Origin of the sequence: Tardiphaga sp. 172_B4_N1_3 (genome assembly GCF_052076035.1) — a bacterium.
Taxonomy (GTDB): domain Bacteria; phylum Pseudomonadota; class Alphaproteobacteria; order Rhizobiales; family Xanthobacteraceae; genus Tardiphaga; species Tardiphaga robiniae.
Window position 1 is genome coordinate 1140096 of sequence record NZ_CP197238.1, and the last position, 20762, is coordinate 1160857.

Here is a 20762-nt window from a genome sequence, read left to right on the forward strand (position 1 = left end):
GTCGGCCGCGTCGACCGCTTAACTTGAGCATGATCCCGAAAAGTGGATGCCGGTTTTCGGATAAGATCTTGCTCAAACATAAGAAAAATCTAGAGCCCAGATGGGTTCTAGACGGCTTCAACCAGCGCCATGCCTTCGCCGCGCCAGTGGCCGGCGCCGATCACCACAATCTGGGTGGGCTTGCCGGACTTTTCAATCTCGAGGCCGGTTGAATCGTTCGGCGGAAACATTGCGCCGCGCGAGATCGCCAACGCCGCAAGGCCGAGGCCAAGCGGGAATTGGGTTTCGAGCGTATGACCGAAGAGAGTGCCGGTGCCGCGGATGGCGACATCCGCATGATCCTTCAGGAAGGCGCGCTCTTCCGATGTCACGGGTTCCGCGCCGGTCGCGCCGGTGATGATCGCAGCGTCGCTCTTCGCGGCGAGCTTCGACCACAACCCCTGCAGCGAAGCGGTGACTTCGCCGGGAGTCTTGCGACGGGCATGATCGGCGACCACGCTCTTGAGACGTGCGAGAGGCTTGGCACCGCGCGCTTCTGCATGCGCTCTGGATTCGATGACGAGGAATGCGCCGGCCGAGCCGAGCGCAAAGCCGGAATTCTTCTCGCGCGCCCAGACGGTCTCGAACTTGTTCTTCAGGTTGAAGTCGTCGAATTCGTACAGCAGCAGCAGGTCCTTGCGCTCACCATTATGTGCGGCGCCGATCAGTGCGATGTCGCTCTGGCCGTCAGCGATGCGGGCCAGTGCGATGCGCGCGGCGTCCACGCCAGCCGCTTCCTCGCCCATGAAGGTGCGGGACGAACCGGTGACGCCGTGCACGATGGCGATATTGCCGGCGAGCAGGTTGGAGAGCTGCGCCAGAAACAGAGTCGGCCTGAGGTCGTTGAGCAGTTTTTCGTTGAGCAGGCCCGGTGTCGCAGCGCCGTAGCCGTCCGAATTCAGGATACCCGAATCGACGGCCAGGTCGCGCTCACCGCCACCGGCGGCAACGATCATGTCCATCCTCGACAGGATGTCCTTGTTGCCTTTGACGCCAGCCGAATCCAGCGCGAGGCCGGCGGCGTAGGTGCCGATCCGCTGCCAGGCTTCCATCTGACGCTGATCGCCCTTCTTGGGGATCTGCGCGTCGTAAGAGACCGGCGCGAGGGGGTGGACGATGTTCGGAGCGAAGCCGGTTTCATCGACATTGATGCGCTTGTTGTTGAGCGCATCCCAGTGTGCGTCAGGGCCTTCGCCCAATGACGTGGCGAGGCCAATGCCGGTGATCCACGCTTCCACCGGCTCGGATGTCATCGGTCGGGTTTCAGCCATTGGTGATCGCCTGTAGGGGAAATCCGATGCGCTCGGCCACGATGTCCATGTGACCGCGCAGATCCGGATGGGGGAACGGGACGGTCTTGAAGGTGAGCTGCGCGTTGCAGGTCAGCTTGCCGTCGACCTTGATCTTGACAGTGGTCATGTAGAAGCCGTCGCCTTCGTGCAGCACGCTGGCGTTGATGTCCAGCTTCGTGCCGGGCGTGATGAAGGTGCGCATCTTGGCTTCCTTCACCGCGGCGAGGAAGGGCATACGCTTGAACTTCATCAGCGCGATCAGCAGCCAGCCCGAAGTCTGCGCCATCGACTCGATCAGCAGCACGCCGGGCATCAGCGGATAACCCGGGAAGTGGCCCTCAAAGATGGTGCTGGTCTCGGGTACGTTGGCTTCGACCGTAATCGTCCGTTCGCCGACATTGAGGTCGGTGATGCGGTCGATCAGGTGAAAATATTCGAGGTTCATGGCGGGGCGTTACGCGCCCTTGGCCGCGACCAATTCGTCGATGCGCGCGCTGAGGTTCTTCAGGACGAAATACTGCTCGGTGGTCGCCTTGCCGTCATTGACCTCCTGGGTCCATTTTTCGAGCGGCAGCTTGATCCCGAACGCCTTGTCGATCGCAAAAGCGATATCCAGGAAGTCGAGGCTGTCGATCCCCAGATCGTCGATGGCGTGGCTTTCCGGCGTGATCGTGTCGCGGGGAATGTCGCAAGTCTCGGCGATGATTGTGGCGACCTGATCGAATGTGGAGGACATTACTAAGCCTTTGATATATTGAAGATAATGTTCGATCGGCGCGCGCAAAGACAGGGCTTCGCCCCGGGGCAGTCCCAGTCCGCCGTATAGAGTCGATTGCCCGTATATCGGAGCGGGGGCGGCAGTTCAATGCAGTTGAGCGCCCGCTCACCAGCCGCTGTGGGCTGTGGAAAGAGGGTTTGGCGCGCCTCAGCCGTGCGGCGCAACAATATGGGCGCAGTCCCGGCGGCCCATCAACACGCAATCCTGGGTTTTGCGGAGATCGGCAATGCTGACCGCGAGCCAGATCCCGACACCCACGAGGATCACCGTGAAGCCGAAGGCTGCGCTATTGGCCAGCATCCGGTGGCGGAAGTCGTCGGGGTCGTCCTGTGCCTGTTGATAGCGGGACAGGTCGCTGGCGCCGGTGGTTTGGCGGCGGCGGGGGTGGTCGGCGGGAGCGGTGGGATGGTGTGGCAGCGTGTCGGAGGTGCGCGGCACGAAGCGAAGCACGCGGTGCTCGTCATCCTCTCTGATAATCGGCTGCTGGGTCTTCATCGTCGTGGGTCTGCGCATGCAATGTCGCAGTCTAACACGAGGCGGCCGCTTCGCGCAGATAAAGTCCGCATGGCACGGATGCGGCGATCGGCAGAGATGACGTGGAACTGATCGGCATCGGCGCGACCGCCATGCCATAGTTTGTTCTGAACAGACGTTAGATATGGGAGGCCACATGCCGAACACACGCGAACCGTTGCTGCATCCGGTCCCGATCCTGTCGCTGCGGCCAACGCAGATGACGGTGGGCATGCGCGAGGTGAAGGAGAAGCGCAAACGCTGGCGCGCCCATAAGTCCAAGCGCAAACAGGCCGAACTGCTCGGCCAGCACATGATCCCCGTGGTGCTCGGGCCGGATCAGAGCCACTACGTGGTCGACCACCATCATCTCGCACGTGCGTTGCATGACGAAGGCGTGAAGGATGTGCTCGTCACCGTGATCGCCGATCTCACGATGGTCGATATGAAAGCATTCTGGGGTGTGCTCGATCACCGCCGCTGGGCCTATCCCTATGACGCCAAGGGCGAGCGACGACACTTCAAGGACATTCCGAAATCGGTGACGGGCCTGAAGGACGATCCGTTCCGCAGCCTGGCCGGCGAAATTCGCCGCGCCGGCGGCTATGCCAAGGACACCACGCCGTTCAGCGAATTCCTGTGGGCGGACCTGTTTCGCAGCCGGCTCTCCACCAAGGAGATCGATGCCGATTTCGCCAAGGCATTGGAGAAAGCGCTGGCGATCGCCAAAAGCAAGGATGCGATCTATTTGCCGGGCTGGTGCGGACCGGCGTCCGACGACTGAGGCGCATCCATCGGAACCGACGCGGGATCGCCTTTGCCGCCGAGCACGCGATGCAGGGCGCGTTCGATCCTTCCGCCGAGCAGCAGCACGAGGAAGGCGATCACCACCGAGACGGTGACGATGCGCCAATGGCCGGCGCCGCACATGATGCCGACACAGGCGGTCAGCCAGACGCAGGCGGCGCTGGTCAGGCCGCGGACACGGAAATGCCGCTCGGCATGAAAGATCACGCCGGCACCGAGGAAGCCAACGCCTGTGAGTATGCCCTGAATGACTCGGCTCCCGGCATCCGTGAAGCCGCCTTTGCCGAGCGGATCGGCCAGCACCACGATCATGGCCGTGGCCAGGCTGACGAGCCCCAGCGTGCGCACGCCCACGGGCTTGCCGTGCAGATCGCGGTTGAGGCCGATGGCGCCGCCGACGAGGGCGGCGATGCCGAGACGTAGGATGATGTCCGTCCAGTCGAGCAATGCGAGATCCTTCTAAACCCGTGCCACTATTTCGGCAGCCGGCCCATCATATAGAATTCGTCATTCGGCTTCATGTTGGTGACATTGGCCATCCGGTTCGACAGCGCGAAGAAGGCCGAGATCGCGGTGATGTCCCAGATATCGTCGTCACTGAAGCCGTGGCCGGAGACCTCGGCGAAATCCTGCTCGCCGATGGTCTCGGCGGACCGGCTCACTTTCATGGCGAAATCCAGCATCGCACGCTGCTTCGGCGTGATGTCGGCCTTGCGGTAGTTGACGGCGATCTGGTCGGCGATGGTCGGGTTCTTGGCGCGAATGCGCAGGATCGCACCATGCGCGATGACGCAATAATGGCACTGGTTGGCGGCTGACGTCGCGACCACGATCATCTCACGCTCGGCCTTGGTCAGCCCGCTGTCCTTTTCCATCAGGGCGTCGTGATAGGCGAAGAACGCGCGGAATTCGTCGGGGCGATAGGCCAGCGACAGGAACACGTTTGGCACGAAGCCGGACTTTTCCTGCACGCCCATAATGCGCGTGCGGATGTCCTCGGGCAGCTTGTCGAGGGCGGGTGTCGGAAAGCGTTGCGCAATCGGCTGGGTCATCTGGCATTCCCGTGAACGTTTCTGTTTCACGAGACCATAGGCGATCACGCCGTCACCGCAAAGCGCTTGCGGCAATGCATGCTGATGCGATTAGCGCAGCGGCTTCTTGAGCAGCGAGAAGCGATCCGGATCGAGGCCGAGCGAAGGTTGCAGCATTGGGGCTTCGACGCTGCGGCTCGGCGTCGCCAGGGGCCGCTCGATGAAGCCGGGATCGTTCGGTACCTCGCGATGCGATGTGGCGCCGCGCCAGCGTTCCAGCACCGCGCTGACGAACTGCATGTCGTGACCGGCGGCGACCGAGGGCACTGTCGCGATGGTGGCTTCCGAGCGCGGCAGCTGGTGCGGCGGCACTTCCTTGAAACGCAGGCGGGTCGGCAATGCGACGCCTTCACCGAAGGCGAGCACTTCGCGCGTGCCGAGTGACGGCACGAAGGAGAGCAGGTTGGCGGCAGCATCCGACACCGCGGAGCGCAGCAGCGCCTGGTCGCGCTCGTTGGCGAGGCGCATGGCGAACAGTGTGTTGCACTGGGAAATGATGGTGGCGTCGAGTTCTGCAGGACGCTGCGTCACGAGGCCGAGATAGACGCCATATTTGCGGCCTTCCTTGGCGATGCGCGACACTGCCTTGCGGGTCGGGCCAAAGCCGATATTGCGGTCGGCGGAGGCGTAGCGATGCGCTTCCTCGCAGACGAACAGCAGCGGCGAGGCGCCGTCGCTCCACAAGCCGAAATCGAATGCCATCCGGCACAGCACCGACACCACGCTATCAACGACTTCCGCGGGGAAGCCGGCGAGCTGCATGATGGTCATCGGTTTGCCATTGGCGGGCAGGCGGAACAGATGGCTGATCACTTCCGCCATGGTGTCGCCGCCGACATTGGCGTTGTCGAACATGAAGGCGTAGCGCGGATCGTTCTTCACCGCTTCGATGCGCGAGATTAGCTTGTGATACTGGATGCGCGACGAGCGGTTCTCGAGCTTGCCCATGCGCTCGTCAATCAGCGAGATTAGATCGACCAGGCGATAAGGCACCGGCGTATCGACGGTGTAGCCGATGGTCTTGGGATCGATGCGCTTGAGGCCAATGCGGTCGGCGTTCTGGTATTGCGTGTAGACGCCCTTGGCGATCGGGATGACTTCCGAGAGGATTTCGAGCTCTTCGGGCACGCCGGGGCGACCGGCGAACAGCACGTCGACGATTTCCTCGAAATTGAACAGCCAGAACGGCAGTTTCAGATTACGCGGGTTCAGCACCAGCGACTTATCGCCGAAGCAGCGGCCATATTCGTTATGCACATCGAGCAGGAAGATGCGCAGATGTGGGCGCGACTTCAGGATTTCATTGAGCAGCAGCGACACGCCGGTGGATTTACCGACACCGGTGGAGCCGAGCACCGCGAAGTGCTTGCTCAGCATTTCCTCGACGTCGACATAAGCGGCGACCGACTTGTCCTGCTGCAGCGTGCCCACGTTGATCTGCTCGGAGCCGGACGGCGCATAGACCGTGCGCAGATCGTGATTGCTGATCAGATCAACGATGTCGTCGATGGTGGGATAGTTGGTGACGCCGCGCTGGAATTTGGCCTTGTCTCCGTGCCCCATGATCTCGCCGAGCAGATCGACCGAGGCACTCGCGATATACATGTCAGATGCATGCATGTTCTCGGCGGACACTTCCGTGATCATGGCAATGATGGTCGAGGAGGCGCAACGGATGCTGACGAAGCGGCCGACGGTGCCGCGCATCTCCGCGGGTGTCATCGGGTTCACGGCGAGCAAGCCGACCCGGGCCAGCGAGCCGCGAACTGAGATAATGCGCCCGAACGACGCCGCTGCGTTTAAACTGGTCATTGATGAATTCGCGTCTCACGCCCCGGTTGGGCCGACTATGCAGGTCAGGGACTGGACAAATTGTTAAGGCGCGTCCGCGGGCTATCGGTGGGCTCTGCTCGTCAAACTTGCATTGCGGAATTAGCTCCGCACTGGAACGCGGAAACTCCGGCACTGGATACCTTGTCGCTTGTGGCTGGCGATCTGGCTTTACGCGGTTTTAACCAGCCCGCGAGGTCGGCATAGGCTGGCGTCCTGACCTTGCATGGGTCCTCGTCGCCGCGTTATCTCAGCGCGGTCGCCTTCGGCCGTGCACGGACCTCTCATGCGCATCGATTTTCCCGGCCTGCAGGCGTTTCTGAGCATCGCGGAGCGGGGCAGCTTTTCGCGCGCGGCCGCGCACCTCAATCTGTCGCAGACGGCGCTGAGCCACCGGATCAAGAAACTGGAAGAGGATCTCGGCTTTCAGCTGCTGGCCCGCACCACACGACAGGTGGCACTGACCCCGGCCGGGCTGGAACTGCTGCCGACCGCGCGGCGGATGATCGGGGAGTTGTCCGATTCCATCGATCTGCTGCGGGCACGGGGCCGCAAGCGGCAGGAGCACATCGCGCTCGGCTGCCTGCCGACCATCGCCGCCTATCACCTGCCGCGGGTGCTGAAGCAGTTCAATGCGGTGCATCCGGGGATTTCGATCAAGATCCACGACAATTCGGCCAGCGAGATTGCCACTTTGGTGCAGTCCGGGCAGGCAGAGTTCGGCATCACGATCACGGCGACCAATATATGGGATCTGGCTGTGACCCCGCTGATCAAGGAGCGCTTTGTCTTGCTGTGCACCAAGGACCATGCCTTTGCGCAGCGCAAGTTCGTGGCCTGGTCGCATCTTGAGGATATGCCGCTGATCCGTATCAGCCCGCAGGCCGGCAATAGGGCCCTGATCGACGACGCGCTTGGCCATCGCCGCGATAAGCTGAACTGGCGCTATGAGGTGCAGCATCTGCAGACGGCGGTGGGCATGGTGTTCGAGAAGCTCGGCATCGCCGTGGTGCCCAGCATCGCGGTGGCGACGCAGGGAACTGCTGGACTGGTCGCTGTGCCGCTGCGCAATCCAAGTGTCAGCAGGACGGTCGGCATCATCGTCAAGCGCGGACAGCCCGTAAGCAAGCCGGCGCAGGCGCTGATCGATCTGACCCGGAAATACTTCCAGGCTGCGGGATAATCCGCTCGGCAGGATATATGCAGGAAACTGCACGATTATCCCAGATTTCTCATTTGTTTCATATATCAGAATTGGCTACTGCGGGAGCAGAACGGTCCATAGCCTTGTCGCGATGACGTGACGGCCATGGGTACCGACATAAAAACGGCAAGGGTGGACGCATCAGGCGTCTTCAATCCATCATGACGCTCCGCTTCCCGACCAGGCTCAAGCATCTGCTGAGCGCCGCGCATTTGGCGTTCGGTGCGATATTCCTCACGAGCGCGGTACCTGTGGCGCAGGCCCAGTCCGGCTATCCGACCAAGCCCATTCGCGTGATCGTGCCGTTCGCGGCCGGCGGTGTCGCTGACATCACCATCCGGATCGTGGCCGAAAAACTCGGCGACAATCTCGGCCAGCGTCTCGTGATCGAGAACATGCCGGGCGCTGGCGGCGTCGTTGCGGCGCGCGCAGTGCTGTCGTCGCAGCCGGATGGCTATACGCTGGCGCTGCTCAGCAACGGCACCGCCGTCAGCGTGCCGCTGTTCAAGAATCTGCCATTCGATCCCGTGAAGAACTTTGCGCCGATCTCCAGCATCGGCTTCTTCGATTTCATCGTCGGTACCAATACGAATTCGCAACACAAGACGCTGGCCGACGTCATCAAGTTCGCGCGCGACAATCCGGGCAAATTGAATGTCGGCACCATCAGCGTCGGCAGCACCCAGAACCTGTCGGCCGAATTGCTCAAATCCACCGCCGGGATCAACTTCCAGATCGTGCCCTATCGCGGAACGCCAGAAGTCATTGTCGGGCTGCTGCGCGAAGACATCGATGTGATGATCGACAATTATGTCGGGATGAAATCCGCGCTACAGGATGGCAAGATGCGTCCCGTCGGGACCACGGGCGAATCCCGTTCGGTGATCCTGAAGGACGTGCCGACGATGATCGAGGGCGGCGTGAAGGGTTATGACGTCGTGTCATGGAATGCGCTATTCGCACCGTCAGGTACGCCGCCCGAAGCGATTGCGCGGTTGAATGCGGGCCTGCGCGAAGTATTGGCGATGCCCGATGTGAAGCAAAAGTTGCTCGATCTCGGCATCGAGGCGAAAGACAGCTCGCCGGAGGAATTGAAGGCTCGGCTGGTCGACGACATCGCGAAATGGACCGCCGTCATCGATAAGGCAGGAATTCCGAAACAATGACGAAGCCAACCGTTCCCGGTCCCGATCCGCATACTAAAACGCCGAAGTTCAAGCTGCCGCCGCTGGCCTGCGACGCGCATACGCATATCTTCGGCCCCGGCGCTAAGTACCCATATGTCGGCTCCTACATTCCGCCGGACGCGCCGCTGGAGGACTTCCAGGCGCTGCACAAGAAGCTCGGCATCGGCCGCGCCGTCATCGTCAATGCCAGCGTGCATGGCACGGACAACCGCGTGGCGCTCGATGCCATTGCGGTGAGCGGCGGGCGTTACCGCGCGGTGGCCAATATCGATGGCACGATCACGGAGAAGGGGCTGCGCGAACTGCATGAAGGTGGCTTCCGTGGTTGCCGCTTCAACTTCGTGCGGCATCTTGGCGGCACGCCGGACATGAAGGTGTTTCACCGCATCATCGACATGATCGCGCCGATGAATTGGCACGTCGATCTGCATTTCGATGCGGTCGATCTGCCTGATTATGCCGACCTGCTGGCGAAGCTGCCGGTGATCTACACCATCGATCATATGGGCCGCGTCAAGGCTGCTGATGGCCTGGAGCAGCAGCCGTTCCGCACCCTGATCGACCTGATGAAGCGCGACGAGAAATGCTGGGTGAAGGTCTCTGGCTGCGAGCGCGTGACCTCCATAGGTCCGCCTTTCACCGATGCCGTGCCGTTTGCCAAGAAGATCTGCGAGACCGCGCCGGATCGTGTGATCTGGGGCACCGACTGGCCGCATCCCAACGTCAAGGCGATGCCCAATGATGGCGATCTGGTCGATCTGATCCCGCTCTTCGCGCCGGATCCGGTGATCCAGCAGAAGATCCTCGTCGACAATCCCGCGCGATTGTTTGAATTCGACACCTAAGCGACGCGAAAATCCGAAGGAACATCCGATGTCCAAAGCCAAGACCGGCCTCGTGGTCTCAGCCCATCCCGGCGATTTCGTCTGGCGCGCCGGCGGCGCCATCGCGCTGCATGCCAAGAAGGGCTATCGCGTCAAGATCGTCTGTCTCGCATATGGCGAACGCGGCGAGTCGCAATTCGCCTGGAAGCAGGCGGGTATGACGCTCGACAAGGTCAAGGCTGGCCGCAAGGACGAAGCCGAGCGCGCGGCGGCGTCGCTCGGCGCCGAGATCGAATTTTTCGATGCCGGCGACTATCCGTTGCATCTGACCGAAGCGCACAAGGAGCGGCTGATCGATATCTATCGGGAGCTCAATCCAAGCTTCGTGCTGACGCATTCGCTCGAAGATCCCTACAATGTCGATCATCCCGCGGCGACCGCCGCCGCACAGGAGGCCCGCATCATCGCGCAGGCGATGGGGCACAAGCCTGAAGCGGAATACAGCTATTCTGCGCCGCCGGTGTTCCTGTTCGAGCCGCATCAGCCGGAGATGTGCAATTTCAAGCCGCAGGTGATCCTCAACATCGATGAGGTCTGGGACATCAAGCGCAAGACCTTCGAAATTCTCGCTGCGCAAAAGCACCTCTGGGCCTATTACGAGCGCGTCGCTTTGCAGCGCGGCATGCAGGGTGGCCGCAACACCGGCGCGGCTATGACCTATGGCGAGGCCTATCAGCGCCTGTTCCCGATGACCGTGGAGACACTGGCATGAAACCCGTCGTCGTCAGGAATATTCAACGCGCGGATGCCGACGTCGTGCAGCGGCTCGGCGCGCTCGGCGTATCCACGGTGCACGAGGCCTATGACCGCTTCGGTCTGATGAAGACCTATATGCGGCCGGTGTGGTCCGGCGCAGAGGCGGCCGGTACCGCCGTGACGGTGCTGGCGCAGCCCGGCGACAACTGGATGCTGCATGTGGCCATCGAGCGGTGCAAACCCGGCGACATGCTGGTGGTGGCCTGCACGACGGACAATACCGACGGCATGTTCGGCGATCTGCTCGCGACGTCGCTGAAGGCGCGCGGCGGTGTCGGTCTGATCATCGATGCCGGCTGCCGCGATATCAAGACGCTGCGCGAGATGGGCTTTCCGGTGTGGTCACGCGCGATTTCTGCGAAGGGGACGGTCAAGGCGACGCTCGGTGCGGTGAATGTCCCGGTGGTCTGCGCCGGCGCGCAGGTGATGCCGGGTGACGTCATCGTCGCCGACGAAGACGGCGTTGTGGTGATTCCGCGCAAACATGCTGCGGAGGTTGCGGTGAAGGGCGAGAAGCGTTTTGCCGAAGAAGACGCCAAGCGGCAGAAGCTGGCTTCCGGTATTCTCGGCCTCGACATGTACAATATGCGGGAGCCGCTCGCCAAAGCGGGCCTGGTTTACGTCGACGATCCCGATCAGGCGTGAGCGGCGAGGAGGCTGGCATGCGGCTCCGTATTCTGCTCGGCGATCATCCGCATACGGCTGCGTTGAAATCCGGCGCGATCACGTCTGATCTCGTCGAACTGGACTTTGCCGTGTACACGCCGACCAACAAGGGCTTCAAGCCCATGGTGCGCGACGGCGCTTTCGACGTCGCCGAAATGGCCATCGTCACCTATCTGATGGCTAGGAGTTACGACAAGCCGATGGTGCTGCTGCCTGATGTGATGATGGCGCGGCATCAATTTGGTTTTGCGGTCACGAGCCCGGCGGCCGGCATTGCCAAGCCGCGGGATCTGGAAGGCAAGCGCGTCGGTATTCGTTCGTTTACGACGACGACCGGCGCATGGCTGCGCGGCATGCTCGCCAATGACTACGGCGTCAATCTCGATGCGATCGAATGGATCACCTTCGAGGAGCCGCATGTCGCCGAATATGTCGACAGCACCACCAAGGCGCCTGCCGGCAAGGCGATCATGCAGATGTTGTTCGACGGCGAACTGGACGCCGTGCTCGGCGAGAAGAGCGACGATCCACGGGTGGCGCAGTTGTTCCCAGACGTGGCCGCTGCAGAGAAAGCCTGGCTTGCCAGGCATGGCGTGGTGCCGATCAACCACATGGTGGTGGTCAGCAAGCAATTGTCCGATACGCGCCCCGATGTGGTGCGCGAAGTCCACCGTATGCTGGAGGCGAGCATGGCGGCGGCAGCCGGCAAGAGCCTGTCTTTCGATGCGGATGCCATGAATCGTTCGCTGGCTCTCATTACAGACTATTCTGCGCAGCAGGGGCTGATCCCGCGCAGGTTCAGCGTTGATGAGCTGTTCGACGACGTGACGCGCGCGTTGCGATAGCGCGCCGTCGCGCTCATCCTGAGGAGCGGTCGTCTTCGACCGCGTCTCGAAGGATGAGCGCCCAATTCCTCATGGTTCGAGACGCGCGAAGACGCGCTCCTCACCATGAGGGGATCGCGTAAGCTCGACTAGAATACTGGAGGAAACGACCAATGACTCCCGAACCCATCTTCGATCTCGCCCATCTCGGCCATCTCGAACTGCTGACGCCGAAGCCGGACGAGAGCCTGAAATTCTTCGTCGACGTGATGGGCATGACCGTGTCGGGCCGGCAAGGCGAGTCGGTCTATCTGCGCGGCTGGGACGACTATGAGCGCTATTCGCTGAAGCTGACGGCGTCGAAGACGTCAGGTATGGAACACATGGCGCTGCGGGCGCGTAGCCCGCAGGCGCTGGAGCGCCGCGCCGCAGCGCTGAAGGGCTCCGGCTACGATATCGGCTGGACCGACGGTGACCTCGGCCACGGGCCGGCATTTCGCTGCCGCGATCCCGACGGGCATATCGTCGAGCTCTATTACGAGACCGAATGGTACGAGGCGCCGCCGGAACTCAAGCCGGCGCTTAAAAATCAGGCGCAGCGCTATCCGGCGCGGGGCATCAACGTGCGGCGGCTCGATCACCTCAATTGCCTTGCTGTCGATATCAAGGCCAACCGCGAGTTTTTCGAGCACTATATGGGGCTCCGGCTGACCGAGCAGATCGTGCTCAATGACGGCACGGAAGCCGCGATGTGGATGACCATGTCGAACAAGAGCTACGACTTCGCCTATTCGCGCGATCACTCCGGCACCAAGGGGCGCTTCCACCACGTCACTTACGCGCTGGACAGCCGCGAAGACATTCTGCGCGCGGCCGATATCTTCCTGGAAAATGGCGTGTTCATCGAGACCGGACCGCACAAACATGCGATCCAGCAGACCTTCTTCCTCTATGTCTATGAGCCCGGCGGCAACCGCGTCGAAGTCGCGAATGCCGGCGCACGGCTGATCCTGGCGCCGGACTGGAAGCCCATCGTCTGGACCGAGGAGGAGCGCAAGAAGGGGCAGGCCTGGGGCCTCAAGACCATCGAGTCATTCCACACCCACGGCACGCCGCCGGTGCCCCACAAGTAGCAAGCCGCGCTGCCGGGATTGGTACGCGTCTTGCTTTGTTGACCTCAGGTTGTTTCTGACGTGGGGGCGAGCATGACTAACTCTGAGTTGCGGGCAGACATCCACAGTATCGAACCGATCCCCGATGCCGACCGGGATTCCACCGGGCCGCAGCAGATGTGGATCTGGGCCGGCGCCAATATCGCGCCGGTGAACTGGGCGCTCGGCGCGCTTGGTATCATTCTCAAGCTGGGCTTGTGGGAAACCATCGCCGTCATCGTCATCGGCAATGCGGCGGGATCCGCGATCTTCGCGGCCTTCACGGTCATGGGCCACAAGACCGGCGTCAACCAGATGGTACTCGCGCGCTCGGCCTTCGGGCGCCGCGGCGCCTATCTGCCGAGCCTGCTGATGTTCCTGATGACGCTCGGCTGGATCGGCGTGAACACCTATTTCCCGGTCAAAATCTCGATGGCCATTCTCGGCCAGTTCGGCATCGCGGATAGCTGGTTCGCCAATCTCGTGGTGATCACCATCGTGATGGTGACGCAGGTAGTGATCGGCACTTACGGTTTCTATGCGATCCGCACCTTCGAGAAATACACCGTGCCAGTCACGGTGGTGATCATGGTGCTGATGAGCGTGCTGGCCTGGAGCCAGCCCGGCGTCGTCAACTGGAATCACACGACGTCGCTGCCGCCGGGGTCGCATCTGGCGATGCTGTCGCTGCTGATGACTGCCGTCGGCGTTGGCTGGGGCATTTCCTGGGTGACCTGGGCGTCGGACTATTCGCGCTTCGTGCCGCGCTCGACCTCGTCGAAAGCCGTGTTCTGGTACAGCTATGTCGGCATGTTCGTGCCGTCGGTGTGGCTGGCCATTCTCGGCGCCACCATTGCGTCGGTGACGCTCGATACCGATCCGGCCAAGATGGTCTCGGCCGTGTTCGGTGGCATCGCCAGTATTCTCGTGCTGCTGCTGGTGCTGCACGGGCCGATCGCCACCAACATCCTCAACGTCTATTCGTCGGCGCTGGCGGCGCTCAGCATGGGTGTCCGCTTCTCGCGCACGGCGCTGGCGCTGATCGTTGGCATCGCGGGCTATGCGGTGACGGTGTATTTCATCTTCGCGCCGTCTTTTGCCAAGGCCTTCGACAACTGGCTGATCAGCCTGCTGATGTGGATGAGCCCCTATGCCGGCGTGGTGTTGGCCGACTTCTTCGTCAGGCGGAAGAGCCAGATCGACATCGCCGAACTCTACAAGTCGCCGGAGACCAGCATCTATGGCGATATCAACTGGAGCGGCATGATCGCGTTCTTCGCCGGCCTGATCGCCACCTGGCTGTTCCAGGATGGCCTGGTGCCCGCGTTGCAGGGGCCGATCTCGATCAACCTTCTCGGCGGCGCGGATCTGAGCTGGCTGGCGGGCATCGTCGTGGGCGGCGGTGTCTATCTGGCACTCAGCAGGCGCCTGGCGCCGGAGCCGATGGCCATCCCGGTCGGTGGGCCGGGCGAATAGGGCGAGGCGACCGGGCAGGCCGCGCTCGGCGTGGCCTGTCCATTGCCAGTGATGTCAATGAGCCGTCATTTCCGTCCAGAGGCCTTGCGCTTTGTCCGGCGGACGGGCTAGAACGCGCCCGAACGAGATGCGCATCTCTGTTCCGACCGATTCCAGACTGGATTTTTCTGTAAGTCTCTGAATCGTTTGGGGAATGGTGTAACGGTAGCACAACAGACTCTGACTCTGTTTGTCTAGGTTCGAATCCTAGTTCCCCAGCCACACTCGAATTTCCCTTCGTAGATCAAAGACTTCTAACCCGCAGCCTTTTCGAGAAAATCCGGTGGTCCACAACAATGGTCCACACCGGGCTCGAATGGCGTCCGGGCGTTACCTGCGACGGCGTGGCCATAGATGGCTTTTGGCTTCCGACGGCCTGCGGCGCTTGCCTTATCTCGGGCCTGGAGAATCAATGTGCATCGGGCCCCGGCAGCAAGTCATCGATCCGCCCCGTGACTCGATAGGCAATGAGCCCGAACCATTCGCGCACCGCAATGTCGGTCCGCGACAGCCCGTCAAGGGCGAGGGTGGCGAAGGAAAGTGCGTCGCGCCGACCGCCGACCCGCCAGTCGACCGGATAAGCCTCGACAGGAAATCCGGCTTTGCGAAATAAGCCAATCGATCGCGGCATATGGAACGCTGATGTCACCAGAACCCAGCGCTCGCCCGGCTTCGGCGCCACGAGCGCTTTGGTGAATTCGGCGTTCTCATGCGTGTTGCGCGATTGCCGCTCCATGATCAATCGCGATCTATCGACTCCAAGGCTTTCGAAGATTGCGGCGGCGTAATCGGCCTCTCTGGCATCCGACACCAGTCTCGGACTGCCGCCGGTGAACACCACGCGTGCATTCGGATACTGTCGCGCCAGCGCTGCGGCTGCGATGATGCGGTCGGGCGAGCGACGGACGACCGGCGTGTCGCGCGCAAGTGAAACATCGGCGTCGATCGAGCCGCCGAGCACGATGATGCCGTCAGGCGCACGCTGCCCCGGATCCCAGGGCGGGAAGCGCGATTCAAGCGGATAGAGCAGCAATCTTCCAGCCGGCGAAAACGCGGCCACCGCAAGCAGCACGGCGGCCGTGATCATAAGCCCGCGGCCAAGCGAAGAAAGTCGTGTTGCCGAAAGGACCGCGCCGAGCACACCGAGGCCGATCAGGAAATTGACCGGCGCGAGCGCGTTGCCAAGAGTCTTGGACAATACGAAAAACAATTTAAGGCCTCAGCCCCGTTGATACCAAGAGCGCCATAGCAGCAAACGGCCAACGAAGCCATCGCTACGAATCGTTAGCTCGCCGGACAGGGTGCCGGATCGCCGCGGCCCCGTTCATGAGAAGTCGAAAAGCGGAACAGGTAAATACCACTCAATCTCGAAGTAGCCGAAGTTAGAGCGAGGTCTGCGTCGTCGGATGACGATGCAGCCGGTGCGCTGCCGAAAACAACTGCATTGCCGCTATCGGCCCATCTACCTCATTGTGACTACCGCCATTGCCACATGGACAGGGCATGGTTCTGTCCGGTGCATGATCACGCCGCATGCAACAGTTGTCGCGCAACGTCCAGGCAGGGTGACCGCAATGAGCGAAGTGATCAACGTCGCCAAAGCTTACGATGAGGGACGCACTCTATTTATGGGAATAGAGCTGCTGGTCGCACCCGGTGCGCTCGTCCCCCGGCCGGAAACCGAATTACTTTGCGCGAGCGCTGTCGATGCTCTGCGTCAGTTAGACGTGGCGGAGCCGCGGGTGATCGACATGTGCTGCGGCGCAGGCAATCTGGCATGCGCCATCGCTCTCAAGATCCCCGACGCGAGCGTTTGGGCGAGCGATCTAACCGATGGATGTGTCACTGTCGCGCGTCGCAATGTCGCCTATCACGGACTTACGCAACGCATGTCGGTGTTTCAGGGCGATCTGTTCGACGCTTTTTCAGGTCTGTCGCTGGATGGGACCATCGACCTGATCGTCTGCAACCCACCCTATATTTCGGAAACGCGGCTCAGAGGCGACCGGGCCCCCTTGCTCGAACTCGAACCGCGTGAGGCATTCGCAGCCGGTCCTTACGGACTTAGCATCCATATGCGGGTTACGAAGGACGCAGTCCGATATTTACGGCCGGGCGGCATCCTCTTGTTCGAGGTCGGCTCCGGTCAGGAGCGGCAGGTGACAACCCTTCTTGAGCGCAACAAGAGCTACGAGAGCATCAGCGTGGTAACGAACGAAACGGGCGAAGGCCGCGTCGTTATGGGATACCGCAAAGGCGCAACAACCTGAACCGCTACGGTGGCGTTCGTGACGCGGTCTGGACGCTGCAGACAAGCATCAGCTCATCTTGCTCATGACGAAGCGTGCAATTCCCTCGATGGAATCGAGGTTCTCAGGCAAGAGCTCGCTGTCTTCGACCGTGATGCCGAAGGTCTCCTCGATGAATCCGATGACCTCGAGCACTCCGGTCGAGTCGATGATGCCCTGGTCGAGCAGCGATGTATCGACCTCAAGCGAGTTCGCTTCAGCAATGTAGAAGTTCGACAGCAAGAAATCGCGAACTTGCCTTCGATAGGTCTCGAGTGGTTCCCTGACTAGCAACATTTTTCAACTCCAATGCGTAAAGAAAAGTCACGATCGGATCATTCGGAAATCGACTCCTGCAGTGCTCTCTTGTTGAGTTTTGCTGTATTCGTTCGCGGCAGGCTGGGCACGATCACAATACACTTCGGCACCATGAAGCTTTCGAGGCGTCGCTGGCACTCTTTCTGAATCTGCTTCTCGCTCAGTGTTATTCCCTGTTCGATAACGACAAACGCTTTAACCGCCTGCCCGAGGAGCTCGTCGGGAACGCCAATGACCGCAGCTTCTCTTACGCCCGGAATATCCATCAGCACGTTCTCCACTTCCTTGGGGGCGATCTTCTCGCCTCGTGACTTTATGATCTCGTCGCTGCGGCCAACGAAGTAGAGGTAGCCTTCCGCGTCCATCCGGCAGTAGTCACCGGTGTACAGAACCTGCTCACCTGGCAGCGGACCGGCCTTGAGTTTCCTGGCCGTGGCCTCTGGCTTGCCCCAATAGCCTCGCATCACCGTCGCGCCGCGAATGACAAGCTGGCCGACCACGTCGGGGCCCACGCGTCTGTCGCGCTCGTCGACAATCCACATCTCGGTATTCGGGATGGCGATCCCGACGCTCAGCGGCTTTCGATCGATATCCTCCGGGGGCAGAAAGGTGCAGCGCTTGCATTCAGTGAGGCCGTACATGGAATAAATGCGGGCATCCGGGAATAGATCCTGCAGCAGACGAATGTGCTTCATCGGCAGTGCAGCTCCGGTGTTCGTGACATAGCGGATACTCGAGAGATCGTGCTCCTTGATCGACTTGAGCCCCGAAAGCGTCGAGAAGATCGTCGGCACGCCGGGCAGGCCGGTCACCCGCTCCTCGGCGATGAGCCCGAGAATCTGTGCCGGAAAAGCGAACGACCGTTCGAGGACCAGCCGCGCGCCCGTGCGAAACGCCATGATCATCTGATACAGGCCGTAATCGAAGGCGAGCGGCAGGACATTCAAAATGACCTCGTCTTCGCATAGCGCGAGATATGAGGCGATCGACGTGCATGCGGTCAGCATGTTCCGGTGCGTCAGCATCACGCCCTTGGGATCGCCTGACGATCCGGAGGTATACACGATGGCCGCGAGATCGATATCGATGCAGCTCCGCGCGGGAGCTATGTCGTGGCTGGCGGCGCCTGCCGCGCTCCAGCGTACCGCATGGGGCAGCTCCGTCAGTTCCGCATCGTCGATCGCCCCGGAAACGATCACCCGGCGCAATGACGGGCATGCCTGCGCGGGCTCCTTGAATATCGGCAAGAGATGTTTGTCGGTGATAAGCGCCGTCGGCTGGCAATCATTGAGCAGGTAGCCAAGCTTGTCGCGCTTGGTGAGTGGATTGACGATGCACACCACGGCATTCGCCTTCAGCACGGCCCAGAAACTGACAACGGTCTCGACAGTGTTGTCGGCGAAGATAATCACCCGATCGCCACGTTCGACTCCGCTTGCGACCAGATAATTCGCGATTGCGTTGGAGCGTGCCTCGATCTCACCATAGCTGACGCGATGCTTGCCGCACACCAGCGCCACCTTTCCACCGAGATGACGGGCGGAGTGGATGAGGTAATCGTGCAGGAGCGGTACAGGACCATGCATCAGGAAAGGGCTCCCTCAACCCGGTGCTCGCGATCGATATCGACGGTCAGCTCCAGAGCGTGGCGCCCACCAGGACGACTTGCGATGAATTGTTGGTGCAGGAGCTGGGTCGATAGCACGCCGACCAGCGCCATGTTGTCGGAGTTCGAGAGATCGCCGTTGCCGATTGCGGCCTGTGTCCGGCACTTGGTCCGCAGGCGCGCGACCGCGTCGGGATCGAAGACATTTGCTTCGCGAATAGCCGCCTCCGAAAGCGCGTCGTCGATATAGGCGGGCGTATCGCGGCCAACGAAACATAGAGCGTCGGGCGCGCGGAATGGCTGCTTCTTGCGGGCGATGATCTCCGACGGCACGATCGGCTCTGCGACGCGCTTCAGAACGTGCTTCTCGTCAAGGACGCGGAGCTTGTAGGTGGGCGGCAGCGAATTCGCCAGCGCGACCACGTCCTCGTCAAGGAAAGGAAAGCGACCTTCAACCGAATGAGCCATGAGCATTCGATCGCCCTGAGAGGACAGGAGATATCCCGACAGCAGTGTTTGGATTTCAAGATATTCATCCTGCGCAAGGGAGCTCCATTGCGTGAATTCCGGAGGTAGACCGGCGATCAACTCGGAAACCGCATCGTGCCTCGCCGACTCCGCGCTCATGTCGCTGGAGAACAGTCGTTTGATGCCGCTGGTCGTTCGCCAGCGGGTGTCATGCGCGAAGCCCGGCGCGGCGTGCTCCGACAGATTGCGCCCGAAAAACTGCCGGGCCATCGCCTGCTGCCGTACCGGCGAGCGTGTGAGATAAGGGTAGAGACGCTCAAGCAGTCGCGCGCGGCGTGTCGACGCAGGTTGCCGACCCCAGAACCGGCGGACCTTGCCTTCGCGAAAGAGATCGTAGCCGGCAAACATTTCGTCGGCGCCTTCGCCGGACAGCACAACCTTGACGCCGCAGGCGCGCACCAGGCGCGACAGCAGGAACAACGGCGCCGGCGCCGTTCTCAAGATCGGACGCTCGGTGTGATAGATGACCTGCGGAAAAATCTCGGCGATGTCGCTGCGCGAGACCACCACTTCATGGTGCTCACTCCCGGTGACACGGGCAACCAGTCGCTGGAAGTCGGTCTCATCATATTCGGCGTCAGCGAAACGCAGTGAGAAAGTTTGGAAGCGTTCGCCGGCAAAGTGGCATCCCATTGCCGCAATAAGCGAACTGTCGAGCCCGCCGGACAAATAGCTGCCGACGCTTACGTCGGAGCGCACCATTCGAAGCGACGTCGCGGATTCCAAAGCGCTGCGCACCTGCTTCACGGCATCGTCGAGTGAACCGGCAAACTGGCCGTCGGGCGAACTGGACAATTGGGGATATCGCGGCTTCCAGAACGCTTTCTCGCGAACGTTGCCGTTTTCATAAATGCGGAAATGTCCCGGGACGAGCTCCTTGATCCCTTGAAACACGCTCTGCGGCGCCACAACGGTCCAGAGAGTGAATGTCTGATCGATGCCGGCTGGATCGAAGGTGCGGGGAATCGCTGCATCCGCCGCGAAGATGGCCTTCACTTCGCTGGCGAAATACAGTCGACCTTCGCGCTCGCAGAAATGCAAAGGGCAAATGCCGGTGCGATCGCGCGCCAACACCAGACGACGGGCTACCGAGTCCCAGATCGCGAGCGCCCACTGTCCGGTCATCCGCTCAAAGGCGTCCTCGCCCCAGGCTCGATAGGCGTTGACGATAACCTCCGTGTCGCTGCGGGTCCGGAACCTGTAACCAAGCAGGATCAGCTTCTCACGCAACTCAACGTAGTTGAAGATTTCGCCGTTGAACACGATCCACGTCGTGCCGCTCGCGTCCGCGAGAGGCTGTTGACCGCTCGAAATGTCGATGATGGACAAGCGGGCATGTGCCAATCCCGCGCGTTCGTCCCGGTATAGGCCGCGCTCGTCCGGGCCGCGATGGGCGAGCGCGCCGAGCATGCGCATCAAGGCTTCGCGGGAGGGGGGCCCTGCGGCGGCGGTTACTGACACTATGCCCGCGACACCGCACATGCA

Annotated in this window: 21 protein-coding genes and 1 tRNA gene; 11 read left to right on the plus strand and 11 right to left on the minus strand. The window is 61.5% G+C overall.

The window, feature by feature from the left end; genetic code table 11:
* Positions 1-107 precede the first annotated feature (107 nt).
* From AB7783_RS05035 to AB7783_RS05050, 4 genes are all read right to left on the minus strand, one after another.
* Entirely contained in the window at positions 108-1310 is a 1203-nt protein-coding gene (locus tag AB7783_RS05035) for a beta-ketoacyl-ACP synthase (RefSeq protein ID WP_441277014.1), read from the minus strand.
* Complete coding sequence (locus tag AB7783_RS05040; protein ID WP_068730591.1) at positions 1303-1776, minus strand: 3-hydroxyacyl-ACP dehydratase FabZ family protein; 474 nt, start codon at positions 1774-1776, stop codon at positions 1303-1305. Before AB7783_RS05040 ends, AB7783_RS05035 begins: the two co-directional genes overlap by 8 nt.
* Before the next feature lie 9 nt (positions 1777-1785).
* Positions 1786-2067, minus strand: coding sequence for an acyl carrier protein (locus AB7783_RS05045; RefSeq protein ID WP_002711294.1), 282 nt, complete (start codon positions 2065-2067; stop codon positions 1786-1788).
* A gap of 189 nt (positions 2068-2256) precedes the next feature.
* Positions 2257-2604 (minus strand): hypothetical protein, encoded by a 348-nt coding sequence (locus tag AB7783_RS05050; protein ID WP_068730592.1) that lies wholly within the window; start codon positions 2602-2604, stop codon positions 2257-2259.
* A 175-nt stretch (positions 2605-2779) separates the two neighbouring features.
* Here AB7783_RS05050 and AB7783_RS05055 point away from each other — a divergent pair, with 175 nt between their 5' ends.
* Positions 2780-3406 (plus strand): ParB-like protein, encoded by a 627-nt coding sequence (locus AB7783_RS05055; RefSeq protein ID WP_441277015.1) that lies wholly within the window; start codon positions 2780-2782, stop codon positions 3404-3406.
* Here the strand turns inward: AB7783_RS05055 and AB7783_RS05060 are convergent.
* From AB7783_RS05060 to AB7783_RS05070, 3 genes are all read right to left on the minus strand, one after another.
* A complete protein-coding gene (locus tag AB7783_RS05060) occupies positions 3367-3876 on the minus strand; it encodes an MgtC/SapB family protein (protein WP_175367366.1) in 510 nt (169 codons plus the stop codon). The genes AB7783_RS05055 and AB7783_RS05060 overlap by 40 nt on opposite strands.
* 26 nt (positions 3877-3902) lie before the next feature.
* Positions 3903-4481 (minus strand): peroxidase-related enzyme, encoded by a 579-nt coding sequence (locus tag AB7783_RS05065; RefSeq protein WP_089267324.1) that lies wholly within the window; start codon positions 4479-4481, stop codon positions 3903-3905.
* Positions 4482-4571: 90 nt separating this feature from the next.
* Positions 4572-6332, minus strand: coding sequence for an ATP-binding protein (locus AB7783_RS05070; protein WP_441277016.1), 1761 nt, complete (start codon positions 6330-6332; stop codon positions 4572-4574).
* Positions 6333-6636: 304 nt separating this feature from the next.
* Here AB7783_RS05070 and AB7783_RS05075 point away from each other — a divergent pair, with 304 nt between their 5' ends.
* The 9 genes from AB7783_RS05075 to AB7783_RS05115 all read left to right on the plus strand — a co-directional run bounded on the left by AB7783_RS05075 (position 6637) and on the right by AB7783_RS05115 (position 14759).
* Positions 6637-7533, plus strand: coding sequence for a LysR family transcriptional regulator (locus AB7783_RS05075; protein WP_068730595.1), 897 nt, complete (start codon positions 6637-6639; stop codon positions 7531-7533).
* 182 nt (positions 7534-7715) lie between these two features.
* Positions 7716-8720: a Bug family tripartite tricarboxylate transporter substrate binding protein gene (locus AB7783_RS05080; protein ID WP_441277017.1), complete on the plus strand. Its 1005-nt coding sequence runs from the start codon at positions 7716-7718 to the stop codon at positions 8718-8720.
* Positions 8717-9586 (plus strand): amidohydrolase family protein, encoded by an 870-nt coding sequence (locus AB7783_RS05085; protein WP_439063618.1) that lies wholly within the window; start codon positions 8717-8719, stop codon positions 9584-9586. The genes AB7783_RS05080 and AB7783_RS05085 overlap by 4 nt, the downstream gene beginning before the upstream one ends.
* A gap of 28 nt (positions 9587-9614) precedes the next feature.
* Positions 9615-10337: a PIG-L deacetylase family protein gene (locus AB7783_RS05090; protein WP_089267177.1), complete on the plus strand. Its 723-nt coding sequence runs from the start codon at positions 9615-9617 to the stop codon at positions 10335-10337.
* Positions 10334-11026, plus strand: coding sequence for a 4-carboxy-4-hydroxy-2-oxoadipate aldolase/oxaloacetate decarboxylase (locus tag AB7783_RS05095; protein WP_441277018.1), 693 nt, complete (start codon positions 10334-10336; stop codon positions 11024-11026). Before AB7783_RS05090 ends, AB7783_RS05095 begins: the two co-directional genes overlap by 4 nt.
* A 17-nt stretch (positions 11027-11043) precedes the next feature.
* A complete protein-coding gene (locus tag AB7783_RS05100; RefSeq protein ID WP_441277019.1) occupies positions 11044-11892 on the plus strand; it encodes an ABC transporter substrate-binding protein in 849 nt (282 codons plus the stop codon).
* Positions 11893-12044: 152 nt separating this feature from the next.
* The gene (locus AB7783_RS05105; RefSeq protein WP_441277020.1) at positions 12045-13004 is read left to right on the plus strand and encodes a catechol 2,3-dioxygenase; all 960 of its coding nucleotides are present in this window, start codon (positions 12045-12047) and stop codon (positions 13002-13004) included.
* 72 nt (positions 13005-13076) lie between these two features.
* Positions 13077-14498: a cytosine permease gene (locus tag AB7783_RS05110; RefSeq protein ID WP_441277021.1), complete on the plus strand. Its 1422-nt coding sequence runs from the start codon at positions 13077-13079 to the stop codon at positions 14496-14498.
* Between the two features lie 187 nt (positions 14499-14685).
* A tRNA-Gln gene (locus AB7783_RS05115) sits at positions 14686-14759 on the plus strand.
* Positions 14760-14946: 187 nt separating this feature from the next.
* Here the strand turns inward: AB7783_RS05115 and AB7783_RS05120 are convergent.
* Positions 14947-15747 (minus strand): YdcF family protein, encoded by an 801-nt coding sequence (locus tag AB7783_RS05120; protein WP_441277022.1) that lies wholly within the window; start codon positions 15745-15747, stop codon positions 14947-14949.
* Positions 15748-16111: 364 nt separating this feature from the next.
* Here AB7783_RS05120 and AB7783_RS05125 point away from each other — a divergent pair, with 364 nt between their 5' ends.
* On the plus strand, positions 16112-16807 hold the full coding sequence (locus AB7783_RS05125; protein ID WP_441277023.1) for a N5-glutamine methyltransferase family protein: 696 nt from the start codon (positions 16112-16114) through the stop codon (positions 16805-16807).
* 48 nt (positions 16808-16855) lie between these two features.
* On the opposite strand, the gene AB7783_RS05130 is transcribed toward AB7783_RS05125, so the two are convergent.
* From AB7783_RS05130 to asnB, 3 genes are read right to left on the minus strand one after another with little or no spacing between them, the layout of a single operon-like run.
* Entirely contained in the window at positions 16856-17122 is a 267-nt protein-coding gene (locus tag AB7783_RS05130; RefSeq protein WP_441277024.1) for an acyl carrier protein, read from the minus strand.
* A 38-nt stretch (positions 17123-17160) separates the two neighbouring features.
* Positions 17161-18729 carry a class I adenylate-forming enzyme family protein gene (locus AB7783_RS05135; RefSeq protein ID WP_441277025.1) on the minus strand — a complete coding sequence of 523 codons (1569 nt, stop codon included), beginning with the start codon at positions 18727-18729 and terminating at the stop codon, positions 17161-17163.
* Positions 18729-20759, minus strand: a complete 2031-nt coding sequence (gene asnB / locus AB7783_RS05140) for an asparagine synthase (glutamine-hydrolyzing) (protein ID WP_441277026.1) — start codon at positions 20757-20759, stop codon at positions 18729-18731. Before asnB ends, AB7783_RS05135 begins: the two co-directional genes overlap by 1 nt.
* Positions 20760-20762 lie beyond the last annotated feature (3 nt).